This is a genomic window from Mesorhizobium kowhaii, from assembly GCF_042431665.1.
GTDB classification, from domain to species: Bacteria; Pseudomonadota; Alphaproteobacteria; order Rhizobiales; family Rhizobiaceae; genus Mesorhizobium; species Mesorhizobium kowhaii.
This window is the reverse complement of record NZ_JBHLYT010000017.1, coordinates 173158-187143: the sequence shown is the minus strand read 5'-3', so window position 1 is coordinate 187143 and position 13986 is coordinate 173158. Positions and strand designations below refer to the sequence as shown.

The 13986-nt window shown below is 60.3% G+C and carries 13 protein-coding genes; all 13 read left to right on the top strand.

From position 1 onward, the window contains the following. Positions 1–125: 125 nt before the first annotated feature. The 13 genes from ACFFNA_RS14375 (at position 126) to ACFFNA_RS14315 (ending at position 13982) form a co-directional block, all read left to right on the top strand. Positions 126–1205: an FAD-dependent oxidoreductase gene (locus ACFFNA_RS14375; protein ID WP_378919173.1), complete on the top strand. Its 1080-nt coding sequence runs from the start codon at positions 126–128 to the stop codon at positions 1203–1205. 179 nt (positions 1206–1384) lie between these two features. Then, a complete protein-coding gene (locus ACFFNA_RS14370; RefSeq protein ID WP_378919171.1) occupies positions 1385–2095 on the top strand; it encodes a GntR family transcriptional regulator in 711 nt (236 codons plus the stop codon). Beyond that, complete coding sequence (locus tag ACFFNA_RS14365) at positions 2092–3003, top strand: dihydrodipicolinate synthase family protein (RefSeq protein WP_378919169.1); 912 nt, start codon at positions 2092–2094, stop codon at positions 3001–3003. The genes ACFFNA_RS14370 and ACFFNA_RS14365 overlap by 4 nt, the downstream gene beginning before the upstream one ends. Then, on the top strand, positions 2996–4513 hold the full coding sequence (locus tag ACFFNA_RS14360; protein WP_378919167.1) for an aldehyde dehydrogenase: 1518 nt from the start codon (positions 2996–2998) through the stop codon (positions 4511–4513). Before ACFFNA_RS14365 ends, ACFFNA_RS14360 begins: the two co-directional genes overlap by 8 nt. Beyond that, entirely contained in the window at positions 4510–5841 is a 1332-nt protein-coding gene (locus ACFFNA_RS14355) for an NAD(P)/FAD-dependent oxidoreductase (RefSeq protein ID WP_378919165.1), read from the top strand. Before ACFFNA_RS14360 ends, ACFFNA_RS14355 begins: the two co-directional genes overlap by 4 nt. Before the next feature lie 86 nt (positions 5842–5927). Then, entirely contained in the window at positions 5928–6779 is an 852-nt protein-coding gene (locus ACFFNA_RS14350) for a glycine betaine ABC transporter substrate-binding protein (RefSeq protein WP_378919163.1), read from the top strand. A gap of 91 nt (positions 6780–6870) precedes the next feature. After that, positions 6871–7947, top strand: a complete 1077-nt coding sequence (locus tag ACFFNA_RS14345) for a quaternary amine ABC transporter ATP-binding protein (protein WP_378919161.1) — start codon at positions 6871–6873, stop codon at positions 7945–7947. Positions 7948–7961: 14 nt separating this feature from the next. Further along, complete coding sequence (locus tag ACFFNA_RS14340) at positions 7962–8810, top strand: ABC transporter permease (protein WP_378919160.1); 849 nt, start codon at positions 7962–7964, stop codon at positions 8808–8810. Further along, positions 8807–9658: an ABC transporter permease gene (locus ACFFNA_RS14335; protein WP_378919158.1), complete on the top strand. Its 852-nt coding sequence runs from the start codon at positions 8807–8809 to the stop codon at positions 9656–9658. Before ACFFNA_RS14340 ends, ACFFNA_RS14335 begins: the two co-directional genes overlap by 4 nt. A gap of 29 nt (positions 9659–9687) precedes the next feature. Continuing rightward, entirely contained in the window at positions 9688–10686 is a 999-nt protein-coding gene (locus ACFFNA_RS14330) for a 4-hydroxyproline epimerase (protein ID WP_378919156.1), read from the top strand. A 64-nt stretch (positions 10687–10750) separates the two neighbouring features. Beyond that, positions 10751–11803 carry a proline racemase family protein gene (locus ACFFNA_RS14325; RefSeq protein ID WP_378919154.1) on the top strand — a complete coding sequence of 351 codons (1053 nt, stop codon included), beginning with the start codon at positions 10751–10753 and terminating at the stop codon, positions 11801–11803. Between the two features lie 73 nt (positions 11804–11876). Next, positions 11877–12770, top strand: a complete 894-nt coding sequence (locus ACFFNA_RS14320) for a dihydrodipicolinate synthase family protein (RefSeq protein ID WP_378919152.1) — start codon at positions 11877–11879, stop codon at positions 12768–12770. A 171-nt stretch (positions 12771–12941) separates the two neighbouring features. Beyond that, positions 12942–13982, top strand: a complete 1041-nt coding sequence (locus ACFFNA_RS14315; RefSeq protein WP_378919150.1) for a proline racemase family protein — start codon at positions 12942–12944, stop codon at positions 13980–13982. The last annotated feature ends 4 nt before the right edge of the window (positions 13983–13986 follow it).

Below are 13986 nucleotides of genomic sequence, written 5' to 3'. Positions count from 1 at the left end.
GGGCGACAGGAATGGCTTCAGCACCAAAATCCTACGCCACATCAATCGCTTAAGCTACATCCGCCAGCCTCTCAGACGGGTCGTCGTGCATAAGACGGGCTAGCGGCAAGCTAGATATGGTAGGCATGACCAGGGCGCACATCGCCGATCCTCACATCATCCAAAAGATACTGGAACGACGAGAAGACCAGATCCGCCCCTGCGTGGGCATGGGATACTGCATCGACTCGATCTACAATGGACAGGCCGTATGCATTCATAACGCCGCTACCGGAAGAGAGGGGCACCTACCGCAGCTGGTTCCCAAGAGCACCGGTCCCGCACGAAAGGTGGTCGTTGTCGGGGCAGGGCCTGGAGGACTTGAGGCAGCCCGCGTCGCTGCCGAGCGCGGTCATACGGTAATAGTCTTTGAAGCGGCACAACATGCCGGTGGGCAGATCCTTACCGCGGCAGCACTCAAGCGCCGGCGTGAGATTCTGGGCATCGTCGATTGGCGTTTGTCCGAACTGGCACGGCTCGGCGTCGAGATCCGCTACAACCATTATGCTGAAGCGGAAGATGTTCTGGCCGCAGACCCAGACTATGTGGTGATTGCCACAGGCGGCCTGCCGAACACCGATTTTCTTAGGTCGGGCGCGGAGTTTGCGACTACCAGCTGGGACGTCTTAAACGGCGTGGCCAAGGTGAGCGGATCCGTTCTCGTGTATGACGAAAATGGATCTCACCCCGGGATGACCATTGCCGAGTTCGTAGCAAATACTACGAACCAGCTTGAGGTCATAACACCCGAACGTACTCTCGCGATCGACATCGGAGCGACCAGTTATCCTCCGTACTTCAAGACGTTGAACCAGGTGGGGGCGAAGATCACGCTCAACCTCCGGCTGGAAAGCGTTGAACGCCGCGGCAACAAGCTCGTGGGTATCTTCGACGATGAGTACGCGGGAGTGCGCGTGGAGAAGGACGCGGACTACATCGTCGTGGAGAACGGCACCCTGCCCATGGAAGACCTCTACTTCTCGCTCAAGGAACATTCAATCAACGGCGGCGCCGTCGACTACAACGCTCTGCTCGAAGGCGAAACTCAGGCAATCGAGCGGAATCCTGAGAAACGGTTTCGTCTGTTCCGGATCGGTGATGCCGTGGCCAGCCGGAACATTCACGCAGCTATCTACGACGCGCATCGTCTGATGATTAACGCCTGACTGTGGGCAGCGGGGCTCGACCGCGAAGTCGTCGCGGCCGCTCTAAATCGATTGTACTCTTTCTGTACATCCAATGTGTACTGAAATTATACAATCCGTTGACTCGCACGGCGGTTTGTGCAAATTCCTTGCCGTCGACGCGGTCGAGCCGTTGTCGCGAAACTCAGACGGAGGTCTCGATGAAGAGCGGGAAGAACAGTCTGTACGACGATCTGAAGCGGCAGATCCTGACGATGGAACTCGACCCCGACCAGGACTTGGACGAAGTGAGCCTGAGCGAGCGCTATGGCCTCTCTCGAACGCCTGTTCGGGAGATTTTTCGCCGGCTCGAGGGGGAGGGCTATATCGATATCCGTGCCAATCGCGGCGCGCGTGTCGTCCCGATGAACCATCAGACGCTCAGGCACTTCTTCCTGGTCGCTCCGATGATCTATGCCGCGATCGGCCGCCTTGCGGTCCAGAACTTCAAGCCGAAGCAACTTGCAGACCTCACGGACACGCAGGAGCGGTTCCGTACGGCAAGCGTCACTGGTGACGCGCTGTCCATGGTTCTCGAGAACAATCGCTTCCACGAGATCATCGGCGAGATGTCGGGCAATGCCTACCTGCAGCCAAGCCTTGGCCGGCTGCTGATCGACCACGCCCGCATCGGCCACACGTTCTTCCGGCCCCGTAATGATGACATGCGCCGGCGACTGCGGCTCGCCGCGGACCACCATGATGGCTTCATCGCCGCCATAGGCTCGCATGACGAAGATACGGTGGTCGACCTCGTATTCGAACACTGGGAACTGTCGCGCGAGAACATGGAGATGTTCATCGCCCCGCAAGGATTGAAAGCGGACGCGCTCGTCGGAATGCCCGCCGCTTCGACGGAGGAATCGTCTTGAAATTCGAAGGCATCTACACCCCGGCGATCACACCTCTCGACCCGAATGGGCAGATAGACCGTGACGCCTTCGCGGCAGTTCTTGAGTCACTCATCGAAGCCGGGGTGCATGGCATTATCGTTGGTGGATCGACGGGTGAGTACTACGCCCAGAGCACCCAGGAGCGTTTCGATCTCGCCGCCTATGCCAAGGAGGTCATCGGCACCCGGCTTCCGCTCATCATTGGAACCGGCGCTATCAGAACCGAGGACTCGGTCGAATATGCAAAGGCGGCGAAGGAAATCGGCGCTGACGCAATTCTTGTATCGTCGCCTCCGTATGCCTTGCCGACGGAACGTGAGAATGCGGTTCACGCACTCACGGTCGATCGCGCGGCGAACCTTCCGATCATGCTCTACAACTACCCAGCCCGCATGGGTGTGATGATGGGAGAGGACTATTTCTCCCGCGTCGGCAAGTCCAGGAACGTCGTGGCCATCAAGGATAGCTCCGGCGACATGGGCAACCTCCATTTGCTGGCGCGGAAGTTCCCCCATATCGCGCTGTCTTGCGGCTGGGACGACCAGGCACTCGAATTCTTTGCATGGGGGGCCAGGAGTTGGGTTTGCGCCGGCTCCAATTTCCTGCCGCGCGAACATGTCGCTCTCTACGAAGCCTGTGTGCTCGAAAAGAACTTCGACAAGGGCCGCGCCATCATGACCGCGATGCTGCCGATCATGGATTTCCTCGAATGCGGAAAGTTCGTGCAGTCGATCAAACACGGCTGTGAACTGATCGGCCTGAAGGCGGGCCCCGTGCGGGCGCCGCTGCGCTCCCTCAATTCGGAAGAAAAGCGAACTCTCCAGACTGTCGTCGCCACGTTGAAGCGCACGGTCGCCCAGATCTCGTCGGGAGCAAACCATGCATGAACCGTTGACCGCTGCCGAATACAAGGCGATTGCCGCAGACATTCAATTTCCGACCAATGCCTTCATTGACGGTGCATACCGTCCCGCGAATTCCGGCAAGACATTCAAGACGACCAATCCAGCGACGGGCGAGACGCTTGCCGAGATCGCGGCATGCGACGCTACCGATGTCGATTTCGCCGTTGCCAGAGCCAGGGGAGCGTTCGACGAAGGCCGCTGGCATCTCCGCTCGCCTGGCGAGCGCAAGTCCGTCCTCCTCAAATTCGCGAAGCTTCTGGAGGACAACCGTCACGAACTGGCGGTGATGGAGAGCCTCGACAGCGGCAAGCCGGTCCGCGAATGTCAGACCGTGGATGTTCCCGACACGATCCACACCATCCGTTGGCATGCCGAACTGATCGACAAGCTCTATGACAACGTCGCGCCCGTCGGCTCAAATGTGCTGACCATGGTTGTACGCGAGCCGGTCGGCGTCGTCGGTTGCGTCCTGCCCTGGAACTTTCCGCTCCTGATGCTGGCCTGGAAAATCGGTCCGGCGCTCGCGGCGGGATGCTCGGTGATCGTGAAGCCCGCCCAGGAGACCACGCTGACGACGCTTCGTGTCGCCGAACTGGCCCATGAGGCGGGTATCCCCGCCGGCGTTTTCAATGTCGTCACGGGCGGCGGCAAGGAGGTCGGCGAACCGATCGGCATGCACATGGACGTCGACATGGTGGCGTTCACCGGATCGACGCCGACAGGCCGCCGTTTCCTGCACTACGCAGCAGACTCCAACCTCAAGCGCGTAGTCCTCGAATGCGGCGGCAAGAATCCGGCAGTGGTTCTGGAGGATGCCGAAGATCTCGATCTCGTCGCCGAACAGGTGGTCAATGGCGCGTTCTGGAACATGGGCGAGAACTGCTCGGCCACGTCACGGCTCATCGTCCACGCCACGATCAAGGACGAGTTGCTGCAGCGGATCGGCGCCTACATGCGCGAGTGGAAGACGGGCGATCCGCTCGACCCGGAGAATCGCATCGGCGCGCTCGTCAGCAAGAACCATTTCGACAAGGTGAAATCCTTCCTCGGTGATGTGAAGACCGAAAAGCTCTCCATTGTCCATGGCGGCGCCACGCATAAGGGCATCTACATCGAGCCGACCGTCGTCGACGGCGTCACGCCTTCGAGCCGACTCTTCCAGGAGGAGATTTTCGGACCGATCCTTGCGGTCACGACGTTCAATTCGCTTGCCGAAGCCGTGGCTCTTGCCAACGACACGAACTACGGCCTGACCGCGTCCGTTTACACCGGAAGCCTGCGCAACGCGATCAGGCTTTCGCGCGAAATCCGGGCCGGCGTCGTCACCGTCAACTGCTTCGGTGAAGGCGACGCGACAACGCCGTTCGGCGGCTACAAGGAATCCGGCTTCGGCGGACGCGACAAGTCGGTCTTCGCGCATGACAATTACTGCGAATTGAAGACGGTCTGGATCGACATCTCGGATCGTTCGGTCGACGAGACCATCCGGTGAACGACCTCGTCGTCAAGCGTCTTCCGGCGGAATCCGGAACATCGGGCTGGGAGGCGATCAGCAGACGCAGCTTCCCCGTCCGAACGCTCGACGGCGACGTATCGGCCGACTGGCTGATCATCGGTGCGGGCTTTGCGGGCCTGTCGGCCGCGCGGCGGCTGTCTCAACTGCGGCCTGGCGACAAGATTGTCGTTCTGGATGCGGCGGAGATCGCCAAAGGTACCGCCGGTCGGAACTCCGGCTACATGATCGACGTCCCGCACAATATCTCGTCGGGCGAATATGCCGTCGCCAGCGAGACCGCGACAAAGACCGAGATCGCTCAGAACCGTTTTGCCATCTCTTTCGCCGCCGACGTAGCGGCGGAATACGGCATGTCCGCGCGCACTTTCGATCCGTCGGGCAAGATCAACGCCGCGGCGACAGAGCGCGGCGTGAAGCTCAACGCAAGCTATGGCCACTCGCTCGCTGGCATCGGCGAGGAGCATCGCTTCCTGGATGCAACCGAGATGAAGGAGATCACCGGATCATCCTATTATCTGGGAGGTCTCTACACGCCAGGCGCTGTGATGATCCAGCCGGCCGACTATATCCGCGGGTTGGCCGCTGGGCTGGCATCGAAGGCCGACATATTCGAGCACTCGCCGGTGCTTAGACTTGAGCGCTTGGGCGGGATGTGGAAGGCCGTATCGCGTCGCGGCAGCGTCACTGCGCCGAAAGTCATCCTGGGCGTCAACGGCCACGTTGAGGATTTCGGTCACTTCCGCGGCCGCTTGATGCACATCTTCACCTATGCATCGATGACTGCCCCCTTCAGGTCGAGGTCCACGGGCAGGGACCGGTGGGCGTTGCTGCCGGCTGATCCGATGGGTGCGACAGTCAGGAAGGTCACCACCGATCGGTCCTCGCGTATCCTGATCCGGACCCGGTTCACCTACGACTGGACTGTTCAGGTCAGTGAAAAACGCTTGGCCGGGATCGCCGCTGAGCAGCGGACGTCCCTGGAAGCCCGGTTTCCGGACCTCAAGGCCGTGCCGTTCGAGCACGTCTGGGCCGGACGGCTTTGCCTCAGCCGGAACCATGTGCCCGCCTTTGGCGAAATCGACGCGGGCCTCTACTCGGCGTGCTGCGAGAACGGTCTTGGGACCGTGAAAAGCACGCTCGCGGGCGTCATGGCCGCCGATCTGGCGACCGAAACCCGTTCCGACATGCTCGACAAATTTTCGGATCAGCCGGAGCCCGCGAGGCTCCCTCCCGAGCCGCTCGCATGGCTCGGCGTCAACACCGTGATCCGATTGCAGGAATTGCGTGCAGGCCGCGAGGGATGAACCTCGCCGCGCAATGTGAGGACCGAGCCGACGGCAAAAGTCTTCAAATGAGAAAATGGGAACGAAAAACAAAGGAGTGAGAAAAAATGAAGACGTTGTGGAAAGCGCTCTGCGCTGCGGCGATGTTCGGTATGACCATGCTGTCCGCTCAGGCGGAGGAAAAGACCATCACCATTGGCACGATGCAGTGGGAAGACCTGGGGTCGATCACCGGTGTCACCAAGAAGGTGCTGGAAGATTCCGGCTACACCGTGAAGGTCGTGCTTTTTTCTGAATGGGGTATCGCCTATGCCGCGCTGACGAAGGGCGACATCCAGATCCTGGCCTCGCTGACCGACTACGTCGCACAGGACTATTGGGACAAGAACAAGAAGAAGCTGGAGAAGATCTCGCCGGTTTCGTTTGGCCTGTACCAGGCTATTGCCGTGCCGAATTACGTCACGATCGACACCATGGATCAGCTCAACGACAACGCCGACAAGTTCGGCGGCAAGATCGTCGGCATCGAGCCGGGCTCGGGCCTGATGCGCGATGCGGTCAATTCCGTGAAGGCTTATGATCTCAAGCTTCAACTGGTCGAAGGCAGCACCGCGGCCATGACGGCGGAGTTGAAGTCGGCGATTGACCGCAAGGAATGGATTGCCGTGACGCTCTGGGAACCGTCGTGGATGATGCAGAAATACCCGGTCAAGTTCCTCAAGGACCCCAAGGGTATCTTCCCGCTGGCGCAGACCTACAATTGGATCGCCAAGAGCGGCTTCTCCGTGGCGAACCCGCATGCCCGCGAAGTCATCGCCAGCGTCTATCTCCCACTTGCGGATATCACCGCGATCAACGGCGCAGTCGCCGATGGGAAGACCATGGATCAGGCAGTTGCTGCCTGGACCGACAGCCATGCCGACCTGCTGAAGCGCTGGGAAAATATCAAGTCCGAGTAGTTCCGAAACGGCGGGCCGCCGGCTTCGGCGGCCCGCCCCCGGGACTTCGAGAACATGAAGGCCGGCATCAGCCCGACCCGTGGGGAACGCAATGAAGACTGTGGTAAATGACTCCAGCGAAGTGCTGGTCGACTGCCAGTCCGTATGGAAGATTTTCGGCGCCCGCGCCCCGGCCGCCGTCAAGGCCATAACCGAACGTGGGCTCTCCAAGACGCAGGTGCTGCAGGAATTCGACTGCGTGGTGGGTGTCTCCGACGCCAGCCTCCAGGTCCGCCGCGGCGAGATCTTCTGCATCATGGGGCTATCGGGGAGCGGCAAGTCGACGCTGATCCGCCTGCTTAACCGTCTGATCGAACCAAGCCTCGGCAAGATCACGGTGAAAGGAAAGGAGATTGCAAAGCTGAATGCGGCTGAACTTCGCGAGATGCGGGCCCGAAACATCGGCATGGTGTTCCAGAGCGTGGCCCTTCTTCCTCATCGAACCGTACTCGAGAATGCGGCTTTCGGTCTCGAGGCTCAAGGCGTTGCAAAAGAACAGCGCAACAGAACCGCCCGTGCAGCCCTCGAAAAGGTTGGGCTTGCCGACTGGACGTCACGGTATCCAGACGAACTGTCCGGCGGCATGCAGCAGCGCGTTGGCCTGGCACGGGCACTGGCCGCGGACCCCGAAATCATCCTCATGGACGAGCCCTTCAGCGCGCTCGACCCGTTGATCCGCCGCCAACTTCAAGACGAATTCCGACAGCTGACGAAGTCGCTCGGCAAGTCCGCCGCCTTCATCACCCACGACCTTGAGGAAGCCATCCGCATTGGTGACCGCATCGCCATCATGAAGGACGGTATCATCGTTCAGGTCGGCACGGCGGAGGAGATTGTGACCAAACCCGCCGACGACTACGTCTCGGCATTCGTGGCTGGCATATCCAGGATTCACCTGGTCAAGGCGCACACCGTGATGCGGCCTGTTGCCGAGTTCACGAACGCGCAACCGCATGGCGATGTGAATACGCTTCCTCGCACAACGCCGGAGGCCGACATTGGCGAGCTCATCGACCTCACCATGCAGACCGATCGCGACGCGGTCGCCGTTGTCGAGAACGGCACGGTCGTAGGTGTCGTCACGATCCGCGGTCTGCTGCGTGGTGTTGCCGGGAAGCCTGCAGGATAGCTCGGGAGGGTAAGATGGACATTTCAGTCATTACCGACACGTTCGATACCTGGACGGATGCCGCGCTCGGTTGGATCAACGACAACGGCGAATGGTTGTTCGATTTTGTCAGGGCCGTGCTTGAAGGGACCTACAATGGTGTCCTGTGGTTGCTGCAGCTGGCACCGTTTTACGTGATCGCTGTCATCGCGGCGCTGCTCGGATGGCGATCGATCAACGCCGTGTTTGGCGTCCTCGCGGGCCTTGCCCTGATTTTCTGTGCGGTTATGGGGCTGTGGACCGAAACCATGAGCACATTGGCCCTGGTGACCACCGCCACGATCCTCGCTCTGGCCGTCGGCATTCCCATTGGCATTGTGGCAGGCTTTGTCAGGTCGTTCGACCGATTGCTTGAGCCAGTGCTCGACCTGATCCAGACCCTGCCACCTTACATCTATCTGCTTCCCGCAATTGCGCTGCTCGGCTATGGGCCTGCAACCGCACTTGTCGCCACGGTTATCGTAGCAATGCCTCCGGCCATCCGACTTACGTCCTTGGGCATCCGGATGACGCCGCACGAATTCATCGAGCTGGGCCAGGCAAGCGGACTGACACCGTGGCAGATGTTCGTCAAGATCAGGCTGCCTTTCGCCGTTCCAAGCGTGATGGCAGGGATCAACCAGAGCCTGATGATGGCGTTCGGCATGGTGGTCATCGCGGGCATTGTCGGTTCGGGAGGGCTCGGCGAGACAATCTATTCAGCCGTGCGCACGCTCGACATCGCCACGTCGATCAATGCCGCGATCGCGATCGTCATCCTGACCATGGTGCTCGACAGGATCACTCAGAGCGCGGCCCGCCGCGCCGGCGGAGGCGCAAGATGAACCTTGATCTGGTCCAGTTTTCGCCGGGGGCTTACCTCGCCCCAGCCGTGGATTGGCTGAATGCCAATTTCCACCCGTTCTTCGATGCCGTGACCAAGCTGATCGAGGCGGTGCTGAGCGCCATCGAAGCAGCTCTCCTCTACCCGCCACCCTATGCGATGATCGTCGTGGCAGTCCTTCTCACCGCTTTTCTCGTCAGCGTTCGGGTTTCGGTGATGACAGCCATCTCTCTCACCTTCTGCTTGCTGGCGGGCTTTTGGACGGCCTCGATGCAGACGCTGGCGTTGGTAGCGGTAGCGGTGATCATTTCCGTGTCGATCGCGTTCCCGCTCGGCATCCTCGCATCACGCTACAGGAAGTTTGAGGCCGGGATTCGACCCGTGCTGGACATCATGCAAACTGTTCCACCATGGGTCTATCTCATTCCCGCTGTGATGATCTTCAGCCTCGGCCGTGTGCCGGCGATCATCGCGACGATTGTCTACGGCATTCCTCCGATGCTGCGCCTGACAACTCTGGCCTTTAACCAGGTGCCGAAAGACCTCCTGGAACTTGGTCATGCCACCGGTACTTCGCCGCGGTCGATCCTGTTCAAGATCGAAATCCCTTCGGCTACCCCGACACTGCTGGTCGGACTGAACCAATGCATCCTTCTGTCGCTGGCGATGGTCGTCCTGGCGGGCCTCGTTGGAGCCGGAGGCCTCGGTGCCGAGGTGACGCGAGGATTGACGCGGATGGAAATGGGGCTGGGCCTGCGGGCCGGACTGTCGATCGTCGCGCTGGCCATCTTCCTCGACAGGCTTTCCCGAGGCGCGCTGGATCGGCGCCGAAGACCCGGAATGGCCTAGGGGCCACGTGGACCGCAAAAGGAAAAACCATGCGCCGCAGCTTCTTCTGCATAGATTCCCACACCTGCGGCAATCCGGTCCGCCTGGTCGCGGGAGGCGGCCCTTTGCTGCCCCATGTCCCGATTGCCGAGCGACGTGAATTGTTCGTCCGCGACCATGACTGGATCCGGCAGGCCCTGATGTTCGAGCCGCGCGGACATGACATCATGTCGGGCGCGATCATCTATCCCGCATACCGTGAGGACTGCGATTTCGCCGTGATCTTCATCGAAGTCAGCGGATGCCTGCCGATGTGCGGCGCCGGCACGATCGGCCTGGTGACAGCAGCGATAGAGGAAGGTCTGGTAACTCCCCGAGTCCCCGGCAAGCTGTCAATCGAGACTCCGGCTGGGAGGGTCGATATCCAGTACGAGAAGCCCGGCGAGTTCGTGGACTCCGTCCGGATGTTCAACGTTGCCAGCTATCTGCATGCAGCCGACGTCGCCGTCGATGTCCCCGGTCTCGGTCGGCTCGTCGTCGACATCGCCTATGGCGGAAACTACTACGCCGTCGTCGAGCCGCAGGAGTCATGGCAGGGCCTCAACGGCATGTCGGCGAGCGCCATCGTCGACCTCAGCCGCAGTCTCCGCGAGGCGCTCGATCATGTTTGCGATCCAGTCCATCCCGAAGATGAAAGAATACGCGGCGTGGACCACGCCATCTGGTGCGACACGCCCTCAAGCAGCAATGCCGATGGCCGCGGCGCGGTGTTCTACGGCGACAAGGCAATCGACCGTTCGCCGGGCGGCACCGGGACTTCGGCTCGCCTGGCGCAACTCTATGGGAAGGGACAACTGAAGGTCGGCGACAGCTTCCGCCAGGAAAGCCTGATAGGCACCGTATTCGAAGGCCGCATCGAAGCCGAGGCCGACATCGGCCCCTTCAAGGGCATCAAGCCCAGTGTCGGCGGTTGGGCACGGATCATCGGCCACAACACGATATTCGTGGATGATCGCGATCCGTTGGCCCACGGATTCCAGATCAAGTAGGCGGAACCAAACGCAGGGATAGCGCCGGTCGCGTGGCTGGCATCAATGCTCAGGAGCTGAAAATATGACTTTCAAGAGAACAATCCACGCTATCGACACGCATGGAGGCACTCCGATGCGCGTCGTCACCGGGGGCATTCCTCATATCCCTGGCAACACTGTTTACGACAAAATGAAATGGCTGGAGAGCAACGACGACCAACTGCGCAAGCTGTTGCTGCGTGAGCCGCGCGGCTATCCGGCGCATTGCTGCAACATCATCGTTCCACCAACGCATCCCGAGGCCGATGCGGGCTACATCATATTGGAGCAGATCGAGTATCCAATGATGTCGGGCGGCAATACCATCTCCGTGGTGACCGTCCTTCTGGAAATGGGCATGCTTCCCATGAAAGAGCCGGTCACCGAATTGGTTCTGGAAGCTCCTGCCGGGCTGATCCGCATCAAGGCCGAGTGCAAGGACGGTAAGGTCAAGACCGTCACGTTCAAGAACGTGCCAGCATTTGCGGTTCATCTGGATGCCGTGATCGACGTGCCGCATCTTGGGAAGGTCACTGTCGATGTCGGTTGGGGTGGGATGTTCTACGTCATCGCGGACGTTCGGCAGTTTCGAGGGCTTGAACTGATACCGGGACACGGCAGGGAGATTACTCGCATTTCCTCGATGATCAGGGAGGCGGCGATCGAACAATTGCCAGTCGCCCATCCGGAGTATCCCGGCGTCGGCATCACGGTCTCGCAGCTTTCCGGGCCGACGGAGGATCTGAACGCCGATTGGAAAAACGTGGTCACCATGTCTTCGGGTACGTTCTCCTGGGACGACCCGGCCACCTGGACCGGGGCGATCGATCGTTGCCCGTGCGGCACGGGAACCTGCGCCAAGATGGCCGTCCTGCATGCAAAAGGCGAATTGCCGCTCAATCAGGATTTCCGCCATCAGGGAATCGTTGACACCGTGTATACGGGCCGCCTCATTGAAGAGGCGCATATCGGAGTCAGGCCTGCCGTTGTCCCCACCCTCTCAGGGACCAGTTGGATTTTTGGGCTGAACACGATCGTATTGGACAACGATGATCCCTTCCCAGAAGGTTTCACAGTCGGGGATATCTGGGCCTGAACCCGGACCGACTACACACGGCGGAAGACAACGTGACTTGACCTGCCCAGTTCAAACGACAACGAGGATCTAGATGGAACAATTTCCCTTTGAGGGCCTAAACCTAGCTCTTACCACGCCATTTGACAGGACAGGGGCGATCGATTTCGCAGCCTTCGAGTCCCTGATTGAGCGTTACATTCTGACAGGTGTGCGTGGATTTGTCCTCAGCTCCGGCACCGGAATGCACGTCTACCTGTCGGAGTCGGAATCCAAAGAACTGATTGCCCGCGGCTGCAAGGCGATCGATGGCCGCGCGACCATTATTGCCCAAGTTTCAGCTCTAATGCTGGATGATATCGTCTCGCGCACAAAACATGCGGCCGATCATGGCGCAAACGGCGTTATGGTTCTGCCACCCTTCTTCGAAGGGCCGACCGACGACGCCGGCATCATCGATTTCTATGCGGAAGTCGCAAAGGCGAACGTTCCGATTATTGGATACAACGTGCCAAATGCAGTCGGTGTCGAGATCACGCCGGCCTTATTTGAGCAACTGGCCAGTATCCCAAACTTTGTCACCGTCAAGGATAGCAGTGGCGACCTCATCGGCCAAGGAAACCTCATTCGAACCGGTTTCCCCGTTGTCAACGGCGCTGACCCACTTGTGCCATATGCTCTCTATGCCGGCGCCAAGGGCTTGATTTGGGGTGGCGCCAACTTTGCCCCCAAAAGCTGTCTGGCCCTTGTGGAAGCGGCGAAGCACGGCCTTTGGGACGAAGTCCGTCAGATCTGGAGGCGCCTCGAGCCGGCGATGTCCCTGATCTGGAAGGGCGACTACGTCCAATCTGTATACGCAGCCGCGGACTTGGTTGGCTATGGTGCCGGCGCTCCCCGCCGCCCCCTTTCGGCGTTGAACGCAGACAAGCGTGTCGCAATCCGCAAAGCATTGGAGCCGCTGATCGAGTTCGAAGGCGTAACTCCTTAGGGCAATCGCGGGCGGCCCGCTTTGGGGCAAAAAAGTCATGGGCTGAACACGATCGTATTCGACAGGGGTCATCCCTTCTCAGTAGGTTTCACAGTGAGGGACATCTGGGCCTGAATTTCGCGGCTCGCTGCTCGTTCGCCGCAATGAGCTTGCAATCGACAAGGAAAAACAATGCGTACGAAAGCCTCTATTCGTGTGGTCGGCTGTCATGCCGAAGGTGAAGTCGGCGACGTCATCGTCGGCGGCGTCCTGCCGCCAGCGGGCCGCACGATGATGGAAAAGATGATCACGATGGAACGGGATCACGACCATATAAGGCGGATGCTGATCTGCGAGCCACGCGGCAGCGTTGCTCGGCACGTCAATCTGCTGGTTCCATCGACGCGCGAGGATTGCGTGGCCGGGGCCATCATCATGGAGCCGACGGAATATCCTCCGATGTCCGGTTCCAACACGATCTGCGTTGCCACCGTGCTGCTCGAGACCGGCATGGTGCCGATGCAGGAGCCCGAGACGCGCTTCAAGCTCGACATGCCGGGTGGCGTCATCGAGGTGCGCGCCGAATGCCGCGACGGCAAATGCCTGTCGATCACCTTCCGCAACGCGCCCGCCTTTGTCGATCGCTTGGATGCCAACATCGAGGTCGAGGGGCTAGGCACGCTCACGGTCGATATCGCCTATGGCGGCATGTTCTATGCGATCGTCGATGCCAAGGCGCTCGGCTTTTCGGTCGCCCCCGACGAGGCTCGCGAACTGGCGGTGGCGGGCGAGAAGGTCCGGCGGGCGGCGCGCGAACAGCTCGATGTCGTCCATCCGGAATTCGACCATGTGCGCGGCGTGTCGATCGTGCAGTTCGCCATGCCATTCCAGGGTCCCGGCAACGTCACCCGCAACACCTGCATCGTCTCCCCGGGACGCTCGGACCGCAGCCCTACCGGAACCGGCACCTCAGCCCGCATGGCCGTCCTCCAAGCACGGGGCTTGATGGGCGTTGGCGACGTACTGATCCATGAATCAATCATCGGTTCCCGCTTCACGGGCAAGATTGTGGAGCTGACGGAAATCGGCACGCGCAAAGCGATCGTTCCGGAGATCACCGGCCGGGCCTGGATCACGGGCGAGCATAGCTACTATCTCGATCCGACGGATCCGTACCCTCAAGGCTACGTGCTGTCGGATACCTGGGGCACCTCTACCTCGGTGAAGCAGTAGGTGC